We start from the raw sequence: 24,826 nt of genomic DNA on the forward strand, positions 1-24,826 counted from the left end.
ACCCTGCACATTGGAGTGCCAGCCGAGACGCGCCCGTATGAAAGCCGCGTGGCCGCGACGCCGGAGACGATCAGGAAATACGTGTCGCAAGGGCACCGGGTCACGATCCAGGGCGGCGCCGGCACCGGCGCAAGCTTTCCCGACGAGGCTTACGCCGCGGCCGGCGCCGAGGTCGCCGACGCGGCCACCGCGTTCGGCGCCGATCTCGTTCTCAAAGTCCAGCCCCCGACCGAAGCCGAGCTGCCGCTGATGAAGCGCGGGACGGTGCTCGTCGGCATGCTCGATCCGTTCAACACCGCGAACGCCGAGGCCCTTGCCGCCGCGGGGCTCACTGCGTTCGCGCTCGAATCGGCGCCACGCACGACTCGCGCGCAGAGTCTCGACGTGCTGTCGTCGCAGGCGAACATCGCTGGTTACAAGGCGGTGCTGCTCGCGGCGACGCTGTATCCGCGCTTCGTGCCGATGCTGATGACCGCGGCCGGCACAGTAAAGGCCGCGCGCGTGCTGATCCTCGGCGCGGGCGTCGCGGGCCTGCAGGCGATTGCAACGGCACGGCGGCTGGGCGCTGTCATCGAGGCGTCCGACGTGCGGCCGGCCGTGAGGGAGCAGATCGAATCGCTCGGCGCGAAGTTTCTCGACGTGCCCTACGAAACCGACGAAGAGCGAGAGGCCGCACAGGGCGTCGGCGGCTATGCACGGCCGATGCCACCGTCGTGGCTCGCGCGCCAGTCGGCGCTCGTTCACGAGCGCGCGAAGCAGGCCGACGTAGTGATATCGACCGCGCTGATTCCGGGCCGCGCCGCGCCGACGCTGATTTCGGTCGAGACGGTTCAGGCGATGAAGCCGGGCTCGGTTATCGTCGACCTCGCGGCCGGACGCGGCGCCGAGTATGAAGGCCGGCGCGGCGGTAACTGCCCGCTCACGGAGCCCGACAAGATCGTCCAGAAGCACGGCGTGACAATCGTCGGCTACACGAACCTGGCGGCGCGGGTGTCGGCCGACGCGTCGTCGCTGTACGCGCGCAACCTGCTCGACTTCCTGAAGCTGATCGTCACGAAGGAAGGCCAGTTGAACATCGATCTCGCGGACGACATCGTTGCGGCCACACTCTTGGCCCGCGACGGCGAAGTCGCGCGCAAGTCCTGAGGGGGCGCAGATGGAAGTCATCAATCACACGGTGATCAACCTGATCATCTTCGTGCTGGCGATCTACGTCGGCTATCACGTGGTCTGGAACGTCACGCCCGCGCTGCATACGCCGCTGATGGCGGTGACCAATGCGATCTCGGCGATCGTGATCGTCGGTGCGATGCTCGCGGCGGGTCTCACGGTCGGCAACGCGGGCAAGTTCTTCGGCACGATCGCGGTGGCGCTCGCGGCCGTCAACGTGTTCGGCGGCTTTCTCGTCACCCGGCGAATGCTGGAGATGTTCAAGAAGAAAGAGCCTAAGAAGCAGATGGCAAAGGAAGGTGCATGATGGGGCTGAACTTCGTGAGCGTGAACGTCGTGACGCTGCTGTACCTCGTGGCGTCGGTATGTTTCATCCAGGCACTCAAGGGTCTGTCGAACCCGAAGACCGCGCGCGCGGGCAACGTGTTCGGTATGGTCGGAATGGCGATTGCAATTCTGACCACGCTGACGCTGATCGTGAAGGAGTCCACCCAGTTCGGCTCGAACCTCGGGCTCGGGCTCGCGTTGCTTTTTGCTGCACTCGTGGTGGGCGGCGGGTTGGGCGCCTATGTTGCCGCGCGTGTCGAGATGACGAAGATGCCCGAACTCGTAGCGGCGATGCACTCGCTGATCGGTCTCGCGGCCGTGTGCATTGCGTATGCGGTGGTCTCCGAGCCGGCTGCGTTCGGACTCATCGAGCCCGGTGCGCCCGAGGGCTTCCTGCCCTACGGCAACCGCATCGAGCTCTTCATCGGCACGTTCGTCGGGGCCATCACGTTCTCGGGCTCGGTAATAGCGTTCGGCAAGCTCTCCGGGAAGTACACGTTCCGGCTGTTCCAGGGGGCACCCGTCGTTTATCCGGGGCAGCATCTGATCAACCTGATACTTGCCATCGCGATGATCGGCTTCGGCATCCTGTTCTTCATCACGCAATCGTGGCTGCCGTTCGTCATCATGACGCTGATCGCGTTCGCGCTCGGCGTGCTGATCATCATTCCGATTGGCGGCGCGGACATGCCGGTGGTCGTGTCGATGCTCAATTCGTATTCGGGTTGGGCGGCAGCGGGCATAGGCTTCTCGCTGAACAACCCGATGCTGATCATTGCCGGGTCGCTCGTGGGCTCGTCGGGTGCGATCCTCTCGTACATCATGTGCCGGGCAATGAACCGCTCGTTCTTCAATGTGATCCTGGGCGGTTTCGGCGCTGAGCCGGGCACGGCGGCGGCTGGCGGCGCGGTCGAGCAGCGGCCCGTGAAGTCGGGCTCGGCCGACGATGCGTCATTCATGCTCGGCAACGCCGAGACGGTGGTGATCGTGCCGGGCTACGGTCTGGCTGTGGCGCGCGCGCAGCATGCGCTCAAAGAGCTGACCGATAAGCTCGTCGAGAAGGGCATCGAGGTGAAGTACGCGATCCACCCCGTCGCGGGCCGGATGCCGGGGCACATGAACGTGCTGCTCGCGGAAGCGGAAGTGCCGTACGAAATCGTGTTCGAGATGGATGACATCAACAGCGAGTTCGGCCAGGTCGACGTGGTACTCGTGCTCGGCGCGAACGATGTGGTGAACCCCGCGGCGAAGAACGATCCGAAGTCGCCGATCGCGGGGATGCCGATCATCGAGGCTTACAAGGCGCGCACGGTGATCGTCAATAAACGCTCGATGTCGGCCGGTTATGCGGGCCTCGACAACGACCTGTTCTACATGGACAAGACGATGATGGTGTTCGGCGACGCGAAGAAGGTCATCGAAGACATGGTGAAGGCGGCCTGATCGGAACAATCCGGTTGTCGTGACGGGAAACGCGAATCAGCGCAACGTTGTTGCGCTGATTTGCGTTTGCGGAAGCGGTTCGTGCTGCGGAACATGGAATAGCGCCGGGCCTACTATGCAAAGACTGTCGCTCGTGGCCGAGCCCCGCCTCGACCATCGTCGACGGCAGGGCTCGTGTCTGTTTCAGGCGCGTTCGGCGATGCGGGTGGCGCCGAGGGCAGCCAGGTGCTGGATCTCGTCATCCGTGTATCCCGCCTCGCGCAGCACCGAGGCGCTGTGCTCGCCAAGGCGCGGCGCGGGAGCGGCGCCGCCGGTGGGGGTTGCCGACCAACTCGTCGGCGTGCCGAGGGTCCGTATGCGACCTTCGGTCGGATGCGTCTCTTCGGCAATGAACCCTGTGGCAAGCAGATGCGGGTCGTCCATCAGTTCGTCGATCGAGCGCACCGTTTGATGGGGAATATCGGCTTCATCGAGCAAGACCTGCCACTCGGCGGTGGTGCGCGTCAGCATGATCTCCGCCACCCACGCGTAGACTTCACGAATATTGCGTGAGCGGTTTTGCTGCGTGGAAAAGCGCGGATCGTTTTCGAACTGGTCGGTTCGCCCGATGCCCTTGAAGAACCCGCGCCAGTGCTTGTCGTTGTAAATGAGCACGCACAGATAGCCGTCCGCCGTCTTGTAGGGGCGACGGTGGGGTGAGAGCAGGCGGTCATAGCCGGCAGGACCTTGTTGAGGCTCGAACGTGCGTCCCCCCATGTGATCGGCGAGGATGAAATGCGCGACGCTCTCGAACATCGACACTTCGACATGCTGCCCGCTTCCGCTGCGCTCGCGCGCGAACAGTGCCGCACTGACCGCGTAGACGACATGCAGGCCGGTGAGCCGGTCGGCAAGTGTAATCGGCGTATAGCAGGGCTCGGGGGCGCCGTACTGCTGCATGAGCCAGGGAATGCCCGCGGCCCCTTGTATGAGATCGTCATAGGCGGGCAAATCAGCGTAAGGGCCGCTGCTGCTGTAGCCGTTCGCGGTCACATAGATGAGCCGGCGGTTGATTTCGGCGAGCGCCTCGTAATGCAGCCCCAGCCTTTTCATGGCGGCGGCCCGGACGTTCGAAATCAGCACGTCGGCGTCCGCTGCAAGGCGCAAAAGCGCTTCGCGTCCTTCAGGCCGCTTCAGGTCCAGGACGACACTTTTCTTGCCCCGGTTGTTATGGAGAAATACGTGCCCCATGCCGGCATGCTTCATCACACCGGCGTTGCGGGCGTTATCGCCTTCGGGCGCTTCGATCTTGATCACTTCGGCGCCGAGTCCCGCGAGCATCGTGGTGGCGAGCGGCCCCAATACGACCGACGTCAGGTCGAGTATCCGGATCCCCGACAGCGGGCCCTTGTTTGATGTACTCATGCAATGTCTCCACAGATTCAATTCAGTTCCGTAGTGGCTGGCTGCGTCGCTCAAAGCTCCGCCGCCGAGATCGCCAGCACGGAGCTGGAACCCGCCATGATCGCGCTATGGCACACCCAGGCTTCGGGCAGCAGCCGCTCGAAGTAGAAGCGCGCAGTCTTCACCTTGCCGGACAGAAAATCGGCACGCTCGGGTGAGCCCGCAAGCGCTGCATCGGCTGCCCCGGCGATGCGCAGCCAGGTCGCGCCGAGCGCCACGAATCCAAACATGCGCAAATAGTCGCTTGCGGATGAGGCCGCCTCCACCGCGTCGTCATTCGCGTGGCGGCGCATGGCCGCCGTGGTTTCGCGCAGCAGTTGAAGCCCGTTGTCGAGGGCCGCCGTCATGTCGTCGAGGCGGGAATTCGCACGCTGCTCGACGATCAGTTTCGAGACAGCATCGAAGTAGTGCTCGACGATCGCGCCGTCCTCGAGCGCGAGTTTGCGGTGAACGAGATCGAGCGCCTGGATCGCGTTGGTTCCCTCGTAGAGCGGCACGATCCGCGCATCGCGATAGAGCTGCTCCATGCCGTTTTCGTGTATATAACCGTGCCCCCCGAAAATGCCGATGCCGATTTCGGTCACGCGCAGCGCGCAATCGCTGATGAACGCCTTGAGCACCGGCGTCAAAAGCGCGAGAGTCCCTTCGGCCGCGTCGCTGACCGCGCGATCAGGATGGCGCGCTTTCACATCGAGCGCGATCGCCGCTTCGATATAAAGCCCGCGCATCCCTTCCACGAACGCCTTCATCGTCAGAAGATTCTTGCGGACATCAGGATGGACGATGATCGGTTCCGGGCCGCCATCCGGCGTTTGCGCCGCCGCGCCTGGGCCGCGCCCCTGGCGGCGATCCTTGGCATAGGCGAGGGCGTTCTGCCAGGCGATTTCAGCAGCGCCGACGCTTTGCACCGCAACGCCCAAACGCGACGAATTCATCATCGTGAACATCGCGCGCATCCCGCCATTCGGGCCGCCGATCAGCCAGCCGCGCGCGCCGTCGAAGTTCAGCACGGCGGTGGCCTGTGCCCGGATGCCCATCTTGTGCTCGATTGAGCCGCAACTCACGGCGTTCGGGACGGTACCGGTGAGCACGCCGTTCTCGACAACCGGTACGCGCTTCGGCACGACGAACAGGCTGATGCCGCGCGTGCCGGACGGCGCGCCCGGCAACCTCGCCAGCACGAGATGAACGATGTTCTCGGTCAGATCGTGGTCACCGCCCGAGATAAAAATCTTGGTGCCCGTAATGCGATACGCGCCATCCTGCTCGGGCTCCGCCCGGGTGCGGATCGACGACAGATCGGAGCCGCTTTGCGGCTCGGTCAGGCACATCGTTCCGGCCCAGCTTCCATCCGCGAGCTTGGGCAGATAGATACGCTTGAGCGCGTCGTCGGCGTGTGCGGATATCGACCGATAAGCGCCTAGCGTCAGGCCGCAGTACATGCCGAACGACAGCGAACCCGAGGCGATGAATTCCCGCACGATCAGCGCGAGCGAGGCCGGCAGCGCCTGGCCGCCGTACTCGGGTTCCGCGGCAAGCGCCGGCCACCCGCCGTTACGGTAGGCGTCGTAGGCTGCCTTGTAGCCCGTTGGCGTCGTGACGTTGCCGTTCTCCCATTTGCATCCGGTCAGATCGCCGGGCAAATTGATCGGTACGAGACAGTCCTCGGAGAATTCGGCCGCACCCTTGAGGATGGCGGCGACGATATCGGGCGTGACTTCATCGAACCCCGGCAGCGTCGAAATCTGCGCGTCGTAGTCGAATACCTCATTAAGCAGGAACTGAACATCGTGAATCGGCCCTTGATAGGTTGGCATGACGATCGGTCTCGTGAATGACAGTGAATGGGCGCCGAGCCGAACGAGTGCCCAGCTGGCTCGTGAGGGGGAGTGATCGGGTTATAACTTGACACTGTCATCTTAGTCAACGATACTCAGCCTTGCAAGCTGCGGACGGGAGCACGATCCTGGTGGCAGCACGAGACAACCCACTGGAGACAAAGCGATGCATGAATCGGGCACTCATGTTTTTCCGAGCATGGAGCGCGTGGTATTTGGCAAGCCGGCCACGAAGGCACTGATGGGCGAGGTCGAAAGGCTTGGTAGTCAGCGCGTGTTCATCATGGCCAGCCGTTCGTTGAACCACGGCACCGACGAAGTCCGCAAGATCGAAGCTGCACTCGGGCCTCGCTTTGCGGGGTTGATCGACGGGCTCGCACAACACACGTCGCGGCAGGACGTCATCGCGTCGACGCGCGCCGCGCTCGATGTGAAAGCAGACCTGATCGTTGCGATCGGGGGCGGCTCGGTAGTCGATGCGGCGAAGATCACAACCGTTTGCCTTGAGCACCAGATCACGGACACCGCTGGACTCGACGCGTTTGCGGTCAAGCTCAACGAGGCCGGCGTTCCGCAGCCTCCGTCATTCCGCGGCCCGGCTGTGCGCATGATCGCGATTCCGAGCACGCTTTCGGGCGGCGAGTACAACGCCGGGTGTCTCGTGACCGATACGGAGCGCGACCTGAAACAGACGTTTTATCACCCGAAGATGATGCCGGTCTCGATCATTCTCGATCCGTCGATCCTCCAGCACGCGCCGGAAAGTCTCTATCTCGGCTCGGGGACGCGTGCCATGGATCACGCCATCGAGGCGCTTTGCTCGCCCCGCGGCAATCCGCTCGTCGATGCTGTCGTGCTGCAAGGGTTGGAGATGATGGCGCACTGGCTGCCTCTTAGCCGGGCCAACCGTCATGATCTCGAGGCGGCAGGCAAGTGCCAAGTCGCCTCGTGGCTGTGTTCGTACGGACTGCAGTCGCGTGTGCCGATGGGCGCGAGCCACGCCATCGGCCATGTGCTGGGTGGCACCTGTCATGTCCCGCACTATTTGTGCACGCCGGTCATGATGCCTGCTGTACTGCGCTACAACGAGCCGGTGACACAGGAGGCGCAGCGCGCGCTCGCCAAGGCGCTGGGCGCACCGGGCGGGTCCGCTGCCGACGCTTTCAAGTCTTTGTGTGAGCGTCTGGGTCTGCCGACGTGCCTACGGGATGTCAATGTTGGCCCGGACCAGTTCGAACTGATTGCGCGAAACACAATGACGGAGTTTTTCATCTACAGCAATCCTCGCAAGGTGCAGGCGTCTGGCGAAGTGCTCGACATCCTGGCACTAGCCGTGTGATGGGGCGGCAGGTCGTCGGCGTTGCGGCGGGCGACGCCCGGGAAACGGCAGCGGCGCACACCGCACCAATGAGGTATCAACGGAGGTAACGATGCAGAATCAGCCTATTCTGGTGACGGGCGCAGCAGGGCGCGTAGGCGCGATCGGCAGGACGCTGACGCAGTTGTTGTTGTCGAATGGTCATGCGGTGCGCGCGATGGTCCGGCGAGAGGACGAGCGTGCTCAAGCGCTGCGCGAGATGGGGGCAGAGGTCGTGGTGGGCGATCTGTGCGATCTGGAGGCGATGCATCGCGCCATCGCGGGGTGCGGCGCCGTCTATTTCGGCATGTCGGTCTCCGACCGCTATCTCGAGGCAACTGTGAATGCGGCAGCGGTCGCCAAACATCACGGCGTCGGTGCGTTCGTCAACATGTCGCAAATGACCGTGGCGCAGATGAGCATCGACGAAACGACGGCCAGCCCGCAGCACAAGCTGCATTGGCTTGCCGAGCAGGCGCTCGACTGGTCTGGTTTACCCGTCATTCACGTGCGCCCCACCGTGTTCCTCGAGGGCTTCTTCCTGCAGTTGGCCGCGCATGACGTGCGCGCGCACAACGAGCTGCGGCTTCCGTTCGGCGACGGCAAGACGTCACCCGTGTCGGCCGACGATGTTGCCCACGTCCTCGCGTGCGTGCTCGACAATCCGGCGCCTCACATAGGCGAGATCCTCCATCTCACCGGACCCGTCTCCGAGAACATGCACTACTACGCCGGCGAGTACTCGAGGGCGCTTGGCCGCACGATCACCTACGTCGACGTGCCGCTCGAAAGCTGGCGCGCGGCGTTGCTCGAGAAGCGCCTCCCCATCCACCTCGTTGACCACCTTTGCGCAATGGCCGACCTGCATCGCGCGAATCGCTACGACCGTCGCTCGGACGTCATTCCCGAATTGACCGGCCGCCCGGCAACGAGCGTGTTCGAATTCGCGCAGCGTCATCAGAAAGCGTTGACCCCGCGCTGAGCCCGCGTTCCGTCGGCTCGGAGAAGGGCAGGGTCAACTCGGGCTAAAACTTGACAATGTAACAATCGGATCACGGAATCCACCATGAACCTCGAAAACCAGACCAGCGCCGTGACGTGCGAGCGGCGCGGCAAGATCTTCCTTGTCACGATCGACAATCCCCCTGTCAATGCGCTCAATGAGGCGGTGCGCCGTGGCCTCATAGAGGCCATCGATAAAGCTGAAAGTGACGATCAGGTCGAAGCCGTGATGCTGATCGGAGCAGGGCGCAATTTCATCGGCGGAGCCGACATCCGCGAATTCGGCAAACCACCGCTTCCTCCTTCGTTGCCCGATGTCTGCAACCGGATCGAATCGTGCCGCAAGCCCGTCGTTGCGGCCATTCATGGAGCAGCGCTCGGCGGCGGCCTCGAAGTCGCACTGGCAGCGCATTACCGGCTGGCCGTCGCGGGCGCGAAGCTCGGCTTGCCCGAAGTGGAACTCGGCCTGCTGCCTGGTGCGGGCGGCACGCAGCGCACGCCACGGCTCATCGGTGCACGCGCGGCGCTGGATCTGACACTGAGCGGCCGCCGGGTCGACGCGAAGGAAGCGCGCGACCTGGGACTCGTCGACCGTCTTGGTGCCAGTGAGGAAACGTTGGCCGAGGGATTGGCCTACACGCAGGAATTGCTCGCACTGAAGGCGCGGCCCCGCCCGACCCGCGAGGCGAAGGGTCTCGAGGACACCGCGGCAAGTCTCGCAGCGATAGAAGATGCTCGCGCCGCGGTCACCGGGAAGTCGCGTGGACTGCTCTCGCCGTTCAAGATCCTTGAAGCCACGCAAGCTGCGATCGAACAGCCGTTTGCGGAAGGTATGCGCACCGAGCGACGGTTCTTTCTTGAGTGTATGGACAGTCCGCAGCGCGCGGGCCTGGTTCATGCGTTCTTTGTCGAACGCGAAGCCGTGAAGCTGCCCGAGACGCGCCAGGCCGCGCCCCGCCGCATCGAGACTGTCGGCATAATCGGCGGCGGCACGATGGGTGCGGGGATCGCCGTCGCCGTGCTCGATGCGGGATTGCCTGTCGTCATGATCGAGCGCGACGAGGCGTCTCTCGCGCGTGGGCGGGCCCACATCGAAAACGTCTACGATGGCCTGGTCGCGCGGGGGCGCATGAGCGCCGACGCGAAGTCGAGCGTCATGAACCGGTGGAGAGGCAGCACCACCTACGAATCGCTTGCCGATGCTGACGTTATCATCGAGGCCGTCTTCGAAGACATGGCGGTCAAAGAGGCCGTGTTCGCTCAATTGGACAGGGTCGCCAAGCCCGGCGCCATATTGGCGACCAACACCTCGTACCTCGATATCGATGCGATAGCCGCGACGATTTCCCGTCCACAGGACGTCATCGGGCTGCATTTTTTCTCGCCTGCCAACGTCATGAAGCTTCTCGAAGTCGTCGTGCCGAAGAGGGTCAGTGCCGACGTCGTCGCCACCGCTTTCGAACTCGCGAAGAAGCTTCGGAAGGTTGCTGTACGAGCAGGCGTTTGCGATGGCTTCATCGGCAACCGTGTCCTCGCCGTCTACCGCGCGGCAACGGACCACATGATGGAGGACGGTGCATCCCCCTATCAGATTGACAAGGCCGTACGCGACTTCGGTTTCCCGATGGGCCCGTTTCAGGTGACCGACCTGGCCGGAGGCGATATCGGCTGGGCGACGCGTAAGCGCCGCGCGGCCACGCGCGATCCCAAAGCACGCTACGTGCAAATCCCCGACCGCCTCTGCGAACTCGGCTGGTTCGGCCAGAAGACGGGTCGCGGGTACTACCGGTACACCGACGGCTCGCGTGTCGGCGCGACCGATCCGGACGTCCAGGCCATCATCGATGCCGAACGCCGGCGGGCCGGAGTCACGCCACGCAGCTTCTCCGACGATGAGATCATTCGCCGCTATATGGCTGCGCTGATCAATGAAGGCGCGAATGTCGTGCATGAGCGCATCGCGCTGCGTCCGCTCGATGTCGACGTGACGTTCCTACACGGGTATGGCTTTCCGCGTTTCCGTGGCGGCCCGATGAAATACGCCGACACGGTAGGCCTGGCATCGGTGCTCGACGACATTCGCCAATTTGCGAAGGAAGACCCGCAGTTCTGGCGTCCTTCTCCGCTCCTCGTCGATCTCGTCGAGCGCGGCGCGGACTTCGCGAGCTTGAACGAGGGCTCGCGTGATGAATGAATCGCTGCTGATTTCGCATGAGGGGGTTGTTCAGTTGCTGACGATCAACAACCCGCAGGCGCGCAACGCATTGACCCCCGAGTTCATGGAGGCGATGCCCCATGTACTGGCGGATGCGGAGGCGAACGAGGCTGTCGGTGCAATCGTGCTCACCGGCGCGGGCGGCGCATTTTGCGCAGGAGGCGACGTCAACCGGCTAGCCAGGCTGGGCTCGACGCCGGCGCACGAGCGTCGGGAGCAACTCGAACGTCTGCATCGTCTCATCCGCGCGGTGCAGCAATGTGGCAAGCCCGTGATCGCGGCCGTGGAGGGCGCCGCTGCGGGGGCGGGATTCTCGCTAGCGATGGCATGCAATCTTCTCGTCTCGGCACGCAATGCGGCATTTTCGCTTGCTTACGTGAAGATCGGGCTTTCCCCTGACGGTGGTGCAACGAGCTTTCTGTCCGAGTATGTTTCCAGGCAGTTGTTGACCGAGATGTGCCTGACCGGAGAGCGCGTCACGGGCGAGCGAATGCATGCACTGGGTGCGGTGAATCGGCTGACTGAACCGGGCGATGCCGCGGCGACCGCCATTGCCGTAGCGGAAGCAATCGCACGTGGGCCTCAACGTGCAATGGCTCGCATCAAGTCGCTGTGCCGGCAGGCGGGTAACCAGACGTTCGACGCGCAGATGGACCTCGAAGCGCAACTTATGGTCGAATCGCAGGGCGATGAGGAGGCAGTCGAGGGTATGCGGGCGTTCCTCGAGAAGCGCCCGGCGGACTTCCTCGGTTTGCGACAGTCGAGATGAACTGCACACGCGCCACGGGGACTTCGGCGTGAACGTGTCATCCGGCAAGCGGGGGACGTTGCATTGGCGGGTGCAGGATTGCGCCGTGATGTTCAGTCCAATCGAGAAATAAGGGGGACGCTCCACACCCGAGCAGTCGAGCCACGCACTGCAATGAGATAGCCCGGCTTTGCATCGTTTGAAGTACTTCCCGCGCTTTGCGCGGCCGCCGTGAGTAGAGGGACGGGGAAGACGTCAATCATGCTAACTTGTGATGGATTGCCTCGATACAGCGATGTAGCCACTGCATCAGTCCATTCTCTGCCATGTGGACCTCTGGAGACACTTGCATCAGAGCTTGTCCTTTTCGTTCGCGTGCCTCGAGCTTTGCAGCGAAAGCGTGTGCGACATCGGCATGTTGTGTAAGGAGATTCATAACGGCGTGGTCTGGTAATTCATAGACGATTACATAGGTCCGTGCGACGAACGTAACCATTGAAGCAACACCCGCGATTGGTCCGCTCTCGCCGAAGTATTCTCGAGGACCAAGACGGACGATGTCGTAGTGGCCACCAGAGTCTTCCGTTGCGGATGCCGCGACGACTCCATACCCGACAATTGAAATGGATTGTGAGCACGTTCCGGCGCGAAGCAGCACTTGTCCGGGTGCGCATTCGCGACGAACCAGAGATTTTGCTAGTTGAATCCGTTGGTCTTTAGAAAGCATCCCGAATATACCGATAGCTTCAACTAGTCGATATGCGGGTGTCCCGCCTGGGATGTCGGCGACTTCGTTCCCATGTTCCAGTGGAACGGTAATCGACTCCAGATGGCGATGAGCTGCGTCATAGAATTTGTTCAGCACCTCTACTTCTGATCGCTCACCCGTTCTGAAAAAGGTGACGTCGTACATGGCTGTTCTTCGACCGATGGAGGTCGTAGCCACGCTCGGCTTAGGATCTTCGGAGATGCCAACACAGGTCTGCAAGGCGAGTTCGAGGGCGTGAACAACTTCAGACGGTCGAAGCTGCGTCGTGGTCTCAAACTTGGCGACTGTTGCGTGAGAACCGCGAGGGAAGCTGCGGTTTACGATTCGCGATTTGGCGATGACACTGTTTGGCACGACGACCATGTCGCGGTTTGCTTTGGCTATGTGGGTCGCGCGCCAGGTAACTTCAACAACTTCACCGTCCGCTACCTCATCCAACGTTACGGAATCTCCGACACGATAGGGAGACGTAGCGTTAATCAACAAGCCGGAAAAAAGGTCTGAAAGGGTGCTTTGGAGCGCGAGGCCAAGGATGATGGCTAAAGCGCCAGAGGTGGCCAGGACCCCCTTGAGCGGGATGTCGAATACATCGGCGACAATTGCGATCACTGCTCCAAGATAGAGCAGGGCTGCGATTACGTCCAGCGTGAACCGGTTCTGACGCAGTCGATAGCCAACAACGTAGTAGGCTCGCACTACGGCCATAGTCGTCGCGGCTGCTAACAGCCACCATCCCGTTTCAAGGACTCCGTGAAGAAAGTGAACGGATGGGTCCGAAAATCGATGCGCGGCTTGGGTGGGGACGATGCCATATCGAAGCATCGACACTGTCAGAAGCACGAATAGGGCGCATTTTAGTGCCGCATGCAGGACGGGCTGCCGTCGGCCGGGCGACCAAAGCAGGACCAGTACATTTATCACGGCTGCTCCGCATGGATAGAGTATCTGGTTCAATGGCTCGTTCACGGTAGGGGGCCTGACTCAATTGCGAAGGGCGTTATCACTCGCTACGGCCGAAATGGCTCTTATGGGCCGACGCCCATGAGCGGAATATCGGAGCCCGTATTTCGCATCGCAGGCTTCATCCCCGTAAATCCGAAGCCGAGAGATTCACCGTTGGTTCCGGCGGCCTGCAATTGCTCTCGCTTTGTCTACGCCAGCGCTCAAAGATGTTGCTCTTGACGGGAACTTTAGGTTGCAAGCGGGCGCGATGCAATAGCACGATGGTGTTAGCAACACCATATCGAATGGAATGTGTGTCGTGTAAAACCTAATCCAAAGTGCAATTGTGACTGTCCTCGGCATACCCTAGACTGTGTTCGAAGGCCGGCGCTCAAAATGAGGCACCTGCATGGTCTTCCCGCTTCGTCGAGGGATTTTTTCCCATGTTCGGGCGTTAACTGTGTAATGCATCGACATGTATTTCCATGTCATTGCAGGTGCAGGTGCACATTTGCGCTCGAAGCTTGTTCAGCAACGAGGACCGGCATCCGAACATTACAGAGACGTGCAATGTCTCAGTCAAGCGCAACGTTATATGCTGACTGGCCAGGCAGTCGAGCCGTCGTTCGGCCCTCGACGAATGGGTGATTCGGTGCAATGCATTGGGCAAAAGACGACCCGGTGAAAGCGTTTAACGATCGAATCCGAATGTCCGTTGAACATTGAGAAGCGTCCTGCTGGGGGACTAAGGATCGACTCCGAGCTGTACGACGAAAGTTATTTTGACTAGATGGAGGGTACTTACTGTGGCTACGAAGAATGGCGGTACGCTATATGTCCTGCAGGCACGTCCACCAGCGATCATCGCTCTGTTGCCGGACGGTTCACACGAGGTCGTTATCGCGAATCTTACGCGCACGCCCGACGGCATCAAGGTCGATGCTGAGAACCAGGTGGTGTACTGGACTAACATGGGAACCGGCATCCATCTGGTCGACAGCGATCCGGCTTCCGGCGCAGTTCCCCCCAACGACGGAACTATCGAAAGCGCGCAGCTCGATGGAAGGGAGCATCGTGTGCTGGTGCCTTCCGGCCTGGCCGGGACGCCTAAGGAACTGGCGCTGGACAAGGAGGGCGGTCATCTCTATTGGTGCGATCGCGAAGGCATGCGGGTCATGCGCGCGCGGCTGGACGGTACGGAGGTGACGGAACTCGTCCGCACGGGGAATTTCCCGGAACATACGGGCGATGCGACCCGCCATTGTGTGGGCATCGCATTGGATAAGGCAAACGGCCATGTCTATTGGACGCAAAAGGGACCGCCAGATGCCGGAGAGGGCCGCATCTTCAGGGCTGGCATTGAGTTGCCGCCTGGTGCGACACCCGATCAGCGTCCGGATGTCGAATGTTTGCTGGCCGATCTGCCCGAGCCGATCGATCTCGATATCGATCACCGCGATGGCGTACTGTACTGGACTGACCGTGGCGACGCTACGCATGACGGAAATACACTAAATCGCGCAAAAATCACGGCGTTCGGACTGGTTGATCACCAGGTGCTCGCCCGCGAACTGGAGGAAGGCATTGGCGTGTCTCTGGACGCACTGGGCCGCCGCGCATTTGTGACCGATCTGGGCGGCAACGTTCGCGAGCTGAACATCGATACGAAGCAAGAGTCGCGATTCACTACAGTTGCTCATCTGGGTGTGCTGACCGGTATCGATTACGCCGACATCTAAAGTCCGATCCCGTGGGGCTGCCCGTGCAGATGGCTGAGACTGCCTTGCGCAGTGTTGCCGAGAGTTGCGCCGGGCCTTCGAGATCATGAAGGTGTGCGTCCCGTGGCGGACCTCAGGCTGGGACTTTGGCGAAGTTGTATTCGATCATCTCAACGGGCGTTGAGTGCAAAGCGTGTGGGCGAAACATTCGAGCCGTCACAGTCAATTTGGGAGATGCTGATGTCTTTGTTAAACAATAGTCTTACCGGAAGAGTTGCACTAGTTACTGGCGCCGCAAGTGGCATCGGCAAACAGATCGCGTTGACGCTCTCGGCTGCGGGTGCGGCGGTCGCCATCGCCGATTTGAATCAGGGCGGGGCGAACGCCGTGGCCGAAGAAATCAAACAGGCTGGCGGCAAAAGCATTGGTGTGGCGATGGACGTCACGAAGGAAGATGCCGTCAACCAGGGATTCGACACGGTGGCTGCGGAATTAGGCGCAGTCGACATCCTGATTTCAAACGCCGGCATCCAGATTGTCAATCCAATCGAAAACTATGCATTTTCCGACTGGAAAAATATGCAGGCGATTCACGTCGACGGTGCGTTCCTGACTACCAAGGCCGCATTGAAGCACATGTACAAGGACGACCGCGGCGGTGTCGTGATCTACATGGGGTCCGTGCACTCGCATGAAGCTTCGCCGCTGAAATCCGCTTATGTGACCGCCAAGCACGCGTTGCTCGGCCTCGCGCGCGTTCTTGCGAAGGAAGGGGCGAAACATAACGTACGCTCCCATGTCGTTTGCCCGGGGTTCGTGCGCACGCCGCTCGTCGACAAGCAGATTCCCGAGCAGGCCAAAGAACTCGGCATCAGTGAGGAAGAAGTGGTCAAACGCGTGATGCTCGGCAATACCGTAGACGGCATGTTCACCACGGTAGACGACGTCGCACAGACGGTGCTGTTCCTGTCCGCGTTCTCGAGCGCAGCTTTGACCGGCCAATCGTTCATCGTAAGCCATGGCTGGTATATGCAGTAAGCCCGCAAGGAGAGGCGTCATGGTGCAAAGCAACGTCAGGCGGGTCGGCGTCGGCGCCCCCGGAAATGGGGTGGGTGAGCGTGCCCAAGCGTCGGTGGACGTTGTCGCCAGTCCGCGTATCGAGTTGCCCCAGTACGAGACGATCGCGCTGATGTTACAGGGCGGGGGCGCGCTGGGGGCCTATCAGGCAGGCGTCTATCAGGGCCTTGAAGAAGCAGGTATTCGCCCGAATTGGCTGGCCGGCATTTCGATCGGTGCGTTGAACGCGGCGATCATCGCCGGCAATGCGCCCGAGCACCGGGTGGCACGGCTCTCTGAATTCTGGGAGACGATCTGCCAGCCTGCGTTCGGAATACCCATACCGGCCGCGATCGAGGACACGTTGTTCAACGTGCATGACGATGTGCGCAAGAGTTTTACGGCATTTCAGGCTGCGAGTGCGATTATCAATGGCCAAAAGGGATTTTTCGTACCCAGGTTTCCGCCTCCCGCTTTCCACTCAACCGGGAATCCGCAAACGGCAAGCTTTTACGACACGAGGCCGCTCAAGGCCACGCTCGAGCGGTTGTGCGACCTTGACCGAATTAATTCGGCGGAGGTACGGGTTTCGGTGGGCGCCGTGAACGCCCGCACAGGAAACTTCGCCTATTTCGACAATACCCGCATACCGTTGCGTGCCGAGCATTTCATCGCGTCCGGTGCTTTACCGCCGGGCTTCGCGGCGGTGGAGATCGAGAACGAGTATTACTGGGACGGCGGCCTTATGTCGAACACTCCGCTATACGAGGTTTTGCAAGCAACGCCGCGTCGCGACACGCTCGCTTTTCAGGTTGATCTGTGGAGCGCGACCGGGCCGGTGCCGAGCGATCTAAGCGAAGTCATGGGACGCGTCAAAGATGTCCAGTACTCCAGCCGCACCCGTCTCGTGACGGACTTGCTACAACGAACTCAACATTTTCGGCGCGTGGTGCGGGAGTTGCTCGAGAAGTTGCCCGCGGGAAGCGAAAAGGATCGCTGGTACGAACTCGCACAGGAAGTATCATGCGACAAGCGCTACAACATCATTCACTTGATCTACCGAGACAAGGAGTACGAAGGCCACTACAAGGACTATCAGTTTGGTATTTCGACAATGCGGGAACATTGGCGAACCGGATTGGCCGATACCAGGAGGACCTTGCAGAATCGGGATTGGTTGGATATGCCGATCAACGACCTCAGCTTTGTTACGCACGATATCCATCGGGACGATTGATGCCATCGTCCGGTGCAGATACCAAGCTGTTAATGAGACAACATGCAACGTGTTTTACGGCGACCCGCAGGCCGTACTTACCCAGAAGCTGCTGGCGATCAAGGAAGTGGTCGTCTAAATTCAGGAACTCGATCCGTTCTTTCTGAGGAGTTGGGACATTGCCTTGCCCGATATTGTAAAGTTCGACATGCCACCCTCTGCGGTTACCCGACATGTTGCCTTGCTGGAATCACATCTGACCGCACAGTTGCTCAATTGGATCATTGCACCCAAAGTGTTATTGCGGCTGCGCTGGACTTCTCTTAACTTGCTATGTAGGCGAAAGCCTTGCTATGAATTTCGAGGAAAGCAGCCGACTTAATCAATTCCAGAGACTCGCCCAATGCGTCGTGGCGCGCCGCGCGCCAGCAAGCCTGCTTCCGCGAGCACGACTCCGCAGGTACAGATTGCGCCTATGCGCCTCGCGCTGATGCACGCTTTACGCAGGAACGCCACTATAGTGTCGGCGGGCGGAAAACTCAACGGATCAATAACCCCGCCGACGATCCACGTGTCCACGTCAACGTGCCCGTGCAATGATCGTGGCGGGCGTGCGGCCGTGTCGCGAGGAGCATATACACAGATATAGGCGCGCGCTGTGCCGTTATGAGACGCCGGGGACATCGCCCGGTGGATCATTTGCACGGCAGCAGGTTCGCGCTGACTCGGCGGTATTGGTGAGTGGTTGATTGGCGATGCGAGGCATACCATCAGCCCTTCGGGCTCTTCGTAAAATCGGGCGCACGTTTCTCGAGAAAGGCCGAGAACGCCTCCTTGGCCTCTGCTGAACTCACCTGTGCAAAAAACGTCTGGTTTTCACTCTTCACAGCCTCCTGGAGCTGCTGAAGCGCAGCCTGCTTGATGAGTCGTTTGGTAGCGAGCAACGCGCTGCCCGGTTTTGCCGCGAGCTTATGTGCTGTTGCAGTAGCGGTCTCGAGTAGATCGTCGTCGGGCAGCACGCGAGTCGCGAGGCCCAGTTCCACTGCTCGCGACGCAGTGAAAGGCTCCCCGAGCAGAAACAGGTCCGCTGCCCCTAGATGTCCTACGCGCGCTGGTATCGAAAAGCTCGACCCGAATTCCGGCACCAGCGCAAGATTGATGAACGGCAACTGGAACTTCGCACTTTCGCCCGCGTAGACGAAATCGCAGTGGGTCAGCATCGTAGTTCCGCCGCCGATCGCCGCGCCTTGCACAGCCGCCACGATGGGTTTTTCGAACCGGATGAGCGCCGAGATCAGGCGGCCCTGCGGAAAGTCACCCAGCCGGGGCGGATGCTTGAGAAAATCCCCGACGTCGTTGCCTGCGCAGAATGACTCGCCCGCGCCGTGCCAGAGCACGACGCGGACTTCTTCGTCTTCGGCGGCCTCGTTGAAGATGTCCGCGAGATTCGTGTACATGGCTCCCGTCATGGCATTCTTCTTCTCGGGGCGATTGAAGGCGACCCGCAGGACGCTGCCGGTTCGCTCGGTGATGATGTCGCTCATGCTTGCTCCTTTCTCTCTGTGCTTCGTGTGTCAGGCGGCGTGTTCCTTCATGCTCGCCACCGCGCCGCTCGCGCGCAGGCCTTCGACGTCGTTTGCATCGAAGCCCAGCTCGCGGAGGATGTCGTCGGTATGCTCGCCAAGATCGGGCGCGCGTCGCGCCGGCACTTTGTCGACGCCATGAACCCGAATCGGATTGCTGATCGTCGAGGTCAATGTGCCGCCGGCGCCCTCGAGCGGAACGATGACATCGTTGGCCCGCAGCTGCGGGTCGTCGATCACCTCTTGTGGTCCGCGCACGGCGCCGTACGTGACGTGGAGATTGCTGAATGCCTCGTGCCAGTGCGCCATCGGCTGCGCGCCGAAAACCTCGTCCAGGATGGCCGTAAGTTGCGGCATGTTCGCCGCCACCTTCGCCGGATCCGTAAACCGTGCATCAGTCAGCAGATCCGGGCGTCCGATGGCTTTCGCGACGGCCGCCAACTTGTCGTGCATCACCACCAGGACGAACCAGGTGCCGTCTGAGGCGCGGTACACGTTGAGCGCCGCATTCGCGGGATGCGTGCGATCGTGCGGTGCTGGAAACGTCGCGCCGGCCAGGGCGGCCTGGATAGCAACGCTGGCCGACCAGACGCCTGAGGCAAGGAGCGAAGTCGTGACGTAAGAGCCTTTGCCCGTGCGCTCGCGACGGTAAAGCGCCGTGACGATCGCCGAATAGATTCCAACTGCCGTCGCGTTGTCGCCGCTTCCGGCCACCGGCCAGGTTGGTGGCGCGCCCGCGTCACGCGTCATCGACAACAGGCCGCTACGCGCCCAGAACGCGGTCAGATCGAAGCCGGGCAGATCGGCATCCGGGCCGCTTTCGCCAAAGCCGGTGATATCCGCATAGATCAGTCGCGGGTTCCAGCGGGCCAGATCGTCGTACTCGAGCTTCAACTTCTTGCGCGCCGGATGTGGCGTATTGACGGTGAACACATCAGCCCATGTGACGAGCCGCTGGAGAACTTGCTGGGCGCTGGGCGACCTCAGGTCGAGCGCGATGCCGCGTTTATTACGATTGGCGAGATGCCACTGATACGGCTCATCTGCCATCGGTTGCGACGCGATCTGGTGCCCGTGTCGCCAGGGGTCACCGCTCGGGGGTTCGACCTTGATCACATCGGCGCCGAAGTCCGACAGCATCACGGCGGCGCCGGGCGCAGCGATAAAGCTCGAAAAGTCGACCACCTTCAGTCCGGAAAAAATATTGTCGCTTGCCATTGGGTCACTCCTAAATCGTGTTGTCTGCTTCACCGTCCCACGAACTGCGGGGCGCGCTTTTCGAGGAAGGCGGAAGTGCCTTCCTTTTTGTCATCTGTCCCGGCGCACAGCCCGAAGTAGGAGGCTTCGAGAGCGAGACCTTCGCTCTGGTTCGCGTCCAGGCCCTTGTTCACCGCTTCGAGCGATAGCTTTATCGCCACAGGAGCGTTAGCGGCGATCATCTTCAGAATGGCTTCAGCGCGTCCAACGAGATCGGCCGCCGGAACCACCTCGTTGACGAGCCCGATGCGCCATGCTTCCTGCGCACTGATGAGCTCCGCGGACAGAATGAGCTGCAGCGCGCGGCCTTTCCCGACGAGGCGCGGCAGCCGCTGCGTGCCGCCTCCGCCTGGCAGCAGCCCGAGCTTTACCTCGGGCTGTCCGAGCTTCGCGTGCTCCACGGCGATGCGGAGGGTGCACGCCATTGCCGTCTCGCAGCCGCCGCCGAGGGCAAAGCCATTGATTGCCGCGACCACCGGTTTGCCGAGGTTCTCGATCAGGTCGAGCACGGCTTGCCCAAAACGGCTCGACTGCTCCGCTTCGATCGCGCTCGCCTGCGCAAGCTCACTGATGTCCGCGCCGGCGATGAACGCCTTATCGCCCGCGCCGGTGAGAATGACGCCGCGCACGACGGTGTCCTCGCGTGCATCCTCGAAAGCCGTTCGCAGATCCTTCCATGTCTGCGTGCTCAGGGCATTGAGGACCTTGGGACGGTTGACGGTCACGTATGCGATCCCATTGCGCTTTTCGTACAGAACGTTCGCGAGCGTGACGACTTTCAACTGCGGATCATCGGGCACTACTACTACGGGTGAAGCTGGGGCTGTCACTGTTGTCGATGACATGTTTAGCTTTCCTTCTAATTCGGGTAAATCGGGGGACGGCGACGAACTCGTCGTCACGACTGCAGTCTTAGATAAACGCGCTGAACCCAGTGATCGCGTTCCCGACGATCAGGTTCTGCATCTGGTAGGTCCCCTCGTAGGAATGGAGCGCCTCGGCGTCGGCAAAGAAACGCGCGACGTCGGGTGAGCAATCCGGAAGGTTGTGCCTGGGCTTACGCGATCGGAGCGAGCTATTTCGTCTGTTTCGAACCGCCAACCTTGCGGCGTAGCTCCAGCAGACCGAGCAGAACCTCATCACGCTGCGCCTCCAGCTCTTCGATGGAGCGCGATCCGGCCTCAACGTGGACGCTGTCTATGAGCTTCTTTTGAACCTCAGGCTTCAGAACCGGCTCGCCGAGCGTCTTCCACCACGCCGTCATCGGGCCGCTGAACTGCTGGAAGAAGTGCTCGATGCCGCCAGGGCCCCCGCCAAGATGGTTGAGCATCATGTTGCCCATCACGCCCCAGCGCAGGCCCGGCCCCCAGCACAGGGCGGTGTCGACGTCGGCAGCGCTTACTACGCCCTCGGCGACGAGGTAGTACACCTCGCGCGCCAATGCGGCCTGCAGACGATTCGCGACGTGGCCCGGCATCTCCTTGTTGACCCGCACCGTACGCTGCCCGATCGCCGTATAAAAATCCGCTGCGCGCTGGATCGTCGCTTCCGAGGTCTTCGAGCCGCCGACGATCTCGACCAGCGGGATCAGATGGGGCGGGTTGAACGGATGGGCGATGACGCAGCGTTCGGGATGCGCGGCAGCCCCCTTCTGGATTTCGCTCATGGTGAGCCCCGACGAACTCGAAGCAACGATCACGTCGGCAGGCAACAGCTCGTCGAGTTGTCCATAGAGCTTCTGCTTGAAATCGATCCGCTCGGGTCCGTTTTCCTGGACCAGGTCCGCGCTCACGAGTGCTTGTTCGAGCACGGGCGTGAATGTAAGGTTCGTGAGCGATGCTCCGGGCGAAAGGCCCAATCTCGTGAGCGCTGGCCACGCGGACTCCACGAATTTATTCAATGACGCTTCCGCATTCGGTGCTATGTCCGTCGCCGCGACATGCAATCCTTTGGCGAGAAACAGCGCGGCCCAGCTCGCGCCGATCACGCCTGTGCCGATGATGGCGACGCGGCGAATGGGCTTGGTGTCAGTCATGTCATTTCTCCGATGTACGGGTCAGACTTCGGCGTAGGCAACGCCGGTGAGGTTGCCCTGGGCGTAGAGAAAGTTGCGCAGATTGCTGCCATCGAGTTGCGCTGAATAGACCGATCCTCCCAGGTCCGTGACGAACATTCGGCTACCAGCAACGTCGAGCGTGATACCGATCCCTTCCAGCAGATGCGTGATGACGATCTCGGGCGTCGCCGCTTCGTCGACCGGGGCGCGATTAACTGTGTTTCCGCGCGGGGGATCGCCGCGGTCCGTCCAATAGAGGACGCGGTTCTCCTCGTCGAACTCGAGATCGATCGGTTCCGGCAAATGGTCGAACAGCACTTCGATGTCGGAGCGGGTGGCCGGATCTTCGCCACTCGGGATCTCCAGATTCGCGCGGAGGATGCGGCCCTGGTCGCCGTTGTCAGGGCCCTTTTGTGTCCAATAGAGCTTCCGGTGCACGCGATCGACAGCGACTCCGACGCACCATCGGTTCTGATCGTGGCGGTCGTCGTCGCCGCGCCCGGTCTCGACCAGTGTTTCGATATCAGAGCCGTCGCAGTTGACGCGCATCACGCGCATGCCTTCGCGGTCGCACCAATAAAGTTTTCCACCGTCGCGGTCGAGCTGGAGCTGCTTTGGCGTATGCGTGAGGCCTTGGGGAACGATGACCACGCGGTTGTTGCCGTCGAGGTCGGCGCGCTCGATCGATCCGTCATTGGCGCTCAGAGCGTGACCCATGTTGGTCCAGTAAATGTGGCCGGCGTGCGCGTCCACTGCAATGCCATCGGGGAGGTGGCAGTCCGTGACGATCGTCTTGCGGTCGGATCCATCTGGATTCATCGAGTAAATCGAGTTGCTGCTCAATTCGAGGAGAAACAATCGTCCCGAGCAAACCGTGTCCTGAGAAACGCTGCTTGAATTGGTGTGAGTCGTAGTCATTTGCCATCCTTAACGATTTTCCGGAGGTGATGTGAACGCAGAACATCGGGCAGAGAGCGAGCGCCACAGGTATCGGAATTTTCGCTCGCCGAGGCGCGCGATGCGCCCGTGACGTTGAGCGACTGGCCGGGGTTTGAACGACGCCGGTGTCGGGGGCGTTGTTCATGGACATCAATCTATGTGGTGATCGGCATCGACTCAATTGCACGATGGTGTAACGACACTATCGTGTCGGTGGGAAGGCTTGTCGTTCAATCCTGCGCCCAAGGTGTAATTGCGGACGTCCTGCTGCATATCCTATTTTGCGAAGGTACCGATGAGTCTCATTGGAGGAACCGCCATTGCCAACCAGTGCATTGTCGTCGGCACAGGTCAATCGAAATCGTTCTTCGTTTATTGAGTGATTGCTATGAAAAAGCCAACTCGTATCGTTATCGTAGGTGGCGGAATCGCCGGGATTCTGCTTGCAACCAGGCTCGGCGACCGGTTAGGCCGGTCGGGTGAAGCAGGCGTGACTTTGATCGACAGAAGCCCGACGCATATCTGGAAACCGATGCTGCACACGATTGCGGCAGGTACGCGCGATGTGAATCAGCAGCGTGTAATCTATCTTTCCCATGCGCGCGAACACAGCTTCACGTATCAGCCGGGAGAAATGTGCGGACTGGACCGACAACGACGTGAAGTTCAACTTGCCGCAATCCAGTCGCACGAGGGCGGCTTGATGCTCGAGAGGAGAACAGTTCCATACGATGTGCTGCTGCTGTCCATAGGCAGCCGCGCGAACGACTTCGGCGTGCCTGGAGTCCTCGAGCACTGCCATCTTATTGACAGCCAACAGCAGGCAGAGACATTCAACGTCGCATTGCGCGAGCATTCTCTTCGTTCCGTGGTCAAGGATGAGGAGCTCAGGATTGCGATCGTGGGCGCTGGTGCTACCGGGGTCGAGTTATCGGCCGAGCTCAGTCATCTTTTTGAGCTCGCCGCCAGCTACGGCGATCCTGCGATTAGAGACAGGCTGCGCTTGACGCTTCTGGAAGCCGGACCACGCGTGCTTCCCGCATTCCCTGCGGAGATCTCGTCAGCCAGCCAGCAACGGCTCGAGAAAATTGGCTTTCGCGTTCTGACCTCGACTGGAGTCTCCGCTGCGGAAGCGGGAGGTTTCCGGTATGGAGACGGCAAGCTTGCCGAAGCGGACTTGATGGTATGGGCTGCTGGCGTGAAAGCGCCTGATTTCATGAACGGGCTAGCTGGCCTCGAAACCAACCGGTCCAACCAGATCATGGTGTCGGGCACGCTGCAGGCTCTGAACGACGAGAATATTTTCGCGCTCGGCGATTGCGCTTCGCTCACGCCGCAAGGTGCGCAGCGACCGCTGCCTCCTACTGCGCAGGTAGCCACGCAGCAGGCGGAGCACCTGGCGCGCCATTTGCCGGAATGGATCCGTCACAACAAACCTCTTCCTCGCTTCGCATTCCGGGACTTCGGATCGCTCGTGTCATTGAGCGAGTACGACTCGTTCGGCACGCTGGGTCGTTTTGGATTGTTTCCTGGGGGGATCATTCGGGGCAAGCTTGCCCAGCTCAGTCACGCGATGTTGTACCGACGTCATCAGCAGGCGCTACACGGTTTTCGCCGGGCAACTCTGCTCTGGACGGCGGAGCAAATCAACGGAATGGCTCAACCGGCGATTCGACTCGCTTGACGGGCTTTCGTGGCCCAGCAGATGTTCATGTTCGCCGCTCTTTGGAGCGGCATGTTACTTCCA

General features: G+C 61.1%; 19 protein-coding genes and 1 pseudogene. 11 read left to right on the top strand and 9 right to left on the bottom strand.

What is annotated here, in order from left to right:
• Positions 1–3: 3 nt before the first annotated feature.
• The 3 genes from AB4Y34_RS01280 to AB4Y34_RS01290 are packed head-to-tail and all read left to right on the top strand — an operon-like array spanning position 4 to position 2,940.
• Positions 4–1,146: a Re/Si-specific NAD(P)(+) transhydrogenase subunit alpha gene (locus AB4Y34_RS01280; protein ID WP_368715164.1), complete on the top strand. Its 1,143-nt coding sequence runs from the start codon at positions 4–6 to the stop codon at positions 1,144–1,146.
• 10 nt (positions 1,147–1,156) lie between these two features.
• Positions 1,157–1,477, top strand: a complete 321-nt coding sequence (locus AB4Y34_RS01285) for an NAD(P) transhydrogenase subunit alpha (protein WP_176120393.1) — start codon at positions 1,157–1,159, stop codon at positions 1,475–1,477.
• Positions 1,478–1,491: 14 nt separating this feature from the next.
• Positions 1,492–2,940 carry an NAD(P)(+) transhydrogenase (Re/Si-specific) subunit beta gene (locus AB4Y34_RS01290; RefSeq protein ID WP_368715165.1) on the top strand — a complete coding sequence of 483 codons (1,449 nt, stop codon included), beginning with the start codon at positions 1,492–1,494 and terminating at the stop codon, positions 2,938–2,940.
• Between the two features lie 183 nt (positions 2,941–3,123).
• Here AB4Y34_RS01290 and AB4Y34_RS01295 read toward each other — a convergent pair whose 3' ends face one another.
• Both AB4Y34_RS01295 and AB4Y34_RS01300 read right to left on the bottom strand, forming a co-directional pair.
• Positions 3,124–4,344: a CaiB/BaiF CoA transferase family protein gene (locus AB4Y34_RS01295; RefSeq protein ID WP_368715166.1), complete on the bottom strand. Its 1,221-nt coding sequence runs from the start codon at positions 4,342–4,344 to the stop codon at positions 3,124–3,126.
• A 50-nt stretch (positions 4,345–4,394) separates the two neighbouring features.
• Positions 4,395–6,200, bottom strand: a complete 1,806-nt coding sequence (locus tag AB4Y34_RS01300) for an acyl-CoA dehydrogenase C-terminal domain-containing protein (protein WP_368715000.1) — start codon at positions 6,198–6,200, stop codon at positions 4,395–4,397.
• Between the two features lie 187 nt (positions 6,201–6,387).
• On the opposite strand from AB4Y34_RS01300, the gene AB4Y34_RS01305 reads away from it, so the two are divergent.
• The 4 genes from AB4Y34_RS01305 to AB4Y34_RS01320 all read left to right on the top strand — a co-directional run bounded on the left by AB4Y34_RS01305 (position 6,388) and on the right by AB4Y34_RS01320 (position 11,564).
• Positions 6,388–7,560, top strand: coding sequence for an iron-containing alcohol dehydrogenase (locus tag AB4Y34_RS01305; RefSeq protein ID WP_176379514.1), 1,173 nt, complete (start codon positions 6,388–6,390; stop codon positions 7,558–7,560).
• A gap of 91 nt (positions 7,561–7,651) precedes the next feature.
• Entirely contained in the window at positions 7,652–8,560 is a 909-nt protein-coding gene (locus AB4Y34_RS01310) for an NAD(P)H-binding protein (RefSeq protein ID WP_368715001.1), read from the top strand.
• Positions 8,561–8,644: 84 nt separating this feature from the next.
• Positions 8,645–10,774 (top strand): 3-hydroxyacyl-CoA dehydrogenase NAD-binding domain-containing protein, encoded by a 2,130-nt coding sequence (locus AB4Y34_RS01315; RefSeq protein ID WP_368715002.1) that lies wholly within the window; start codon positions 8,645–8,647, stop codon positions 10,772–10,774.
• Complete coding sequence (locus tag AB4Y34_RS01320) at positions 10,767–11,564, top strand: oxepin-CoA hydrolase, alternative type (protein WP_368715003.1); 798 nt, start codon at positions 10,767–10,769, stop codon at positions 11,562–11,564. Before AB4Y34_RS01315 ends, AB4Y34_RS01320 begins: the two co-directional genes overlap by 8 nt.
• Positions 11,565–11,802: 238 nt before the next feature.
• On the opposite strand, the gene AB4Y34_RS01325 is transcribed toward AB4Y34_RS01320, so the two are convergent.
• Entirely contained in the window at positions 11,803–13,152 is a 1,350-nt protein-coding gene (locus tag AB4Y34_RS01325) for a mechanosensitive ion channel family protein (RefSeq protein WP_368715004.1), read from the bottom strand.
• 908 nt (positions 13,153–14,060) lie between these two features.
• Here AB4Y34_RS01325 and AB4Y34_RS01330 point away from each other — a divergent pair.
• From AB4Y34_RS01330 to AB4Y34_RS01340, 3 genes are all read left to right on the top strand, one after another.
• Complete coding sequence (locus AB4Y34_RS01330; RefSeq protein WP_368715005.1) at positions 14,061–14,993, top strand: hypothetical protein; 933 nt, start codon at positions 14,061–14,063, stop codon at positions 14,991–14,993.
• 219 nt (positions 14,994–15,212) lie between these two features.
• Positions 15,213–16,010: a 3-hydroxybutyrate dehydrogenase gene (locus AB4Y34_RS01335; RefSeq protein WP_368715167.1), complete on the top strand. Its 798-nt coding sequence runs from the start codon at positions 15,213–15,215 to the stop codon at positions 16,008–16,010.
• Between the two features lie 19 nt (positions 16,011–16,029).
• Positions 16,030–17,265 (top strand): patatin-like phospholipase family protein, encoded by a 1,236-nt coding sequence (locus AB4Y34_RS01340; protein ID WP_176379520.1) that lies wholly within the window; start codon positions 16,030–16,032, stop codon positions 17,263–17,265.
• 376 nt (positions 17,266–17,641) lie between these two features.
• Here AB4Y34_RS01340 and AB4Y34_RS01345 read toward each other — a convergent pair.
• The 6 genes and pseudogenes from AB4Y34_RS01345 to AB4Y34_RS01370 all read right to left on the bottom strand — a co-directional run.
• Positions 17,642–17,847 (bottom strand): annotated as a pseudogene (locus AB4Y34_RS01345) (DJ-1/PfpI family protein); the annotation flags it as partial.
• 167 nt (positions 17,848–18,014) lie between these two features.
• On the bottom strand, positions 18,015–18,788 hold the full coding sequence (locus AB4Y34_RS01350) for an enoyl-CoA hydratase (protein WP_368715006.1): 774 nt from the start codon (positions 18,786–18,788) through the stop codon (positions 18,015–18,017).
• Positions 18,789–18,818: 30 nt separating this feature from the next.
• Entirely contained in the window at positions 18,819–20,045 is a 1,227-nt protein-coding gene (locus AB4Y34_RS01355; RefSeq protein ID WP_368715007.1) for a CaiB/BaiF CoA transferase family protein, read from the bottom strand.
• 29 nt (positions 20,046–20,074) lie between these two features.
• Entirely contained in the window at positions 20,075–20,866 is a 792-nt protein-coding gene (locus AB4Y34_RS01360; RefSeq protein ID WP_368715008.1) for an enoyl-CoA hydratase-related protein, read from the bottom strand.
• Between the two features lie 293 nt (positions 20,867–21,159).
• The gene (locus AB4Y34_RS01365; protein ID WP_368715009.1) at positions 21,160–22,119 is read right to left on the bottom strand and encodes a 3-hydroxyacyl-CoA dehydrogenase NAD-binding domain-containing protein; all 960 of its coding nucleotides are present in this window, start codon (positions 22,117–22,119) and stop codon (positions 21,160–21,162) included.
• Between the two features lie 21 nt (positions 22,120–22,140).
• On the bottom strand, positions 22,141–23,058 hold the full coding sequence (locus AB4Y34_RS01370; protein ID WP_368715010.1) for a 3-hydroxyacyl-CoA dehydrogenase: 918 nt from the start codon (positions 23,056–23,058) through the stop codon (positions 22,141–22,143).
• A 409-nt stretch (positions 23,059–23,467) separates the two neighbouring features.
• Between AB4Y34_RS01370 and AB4Y34_RS01375 the strand changes: the two genes are divergently transcribed.
• On the top strand, positions 23,468–24,763 hold the full coding sequence (locus tag AB4Y34_RS01375) for an NAD(P)/FAD-dependent oxidoreductase (protein WP_368715011.1): 1,296 nt from the start codon (positions 23,468–23,470) through the stop codon (positions 24,761–24,763).
• Positions 24,764–24,826: the final 63 nt, after the last annotated feature.

This window comes from Paraburkholderia sp. BR10954 (assembly GCF_040965775.1).
Classification (GTDB): domain Bacteria; phylum Pseudomonadota; class Gammaproteobacteria; order Burkholderiales; family Burkholderiaceae; genus Paraburkholderia; species Paraburkholderia youngii.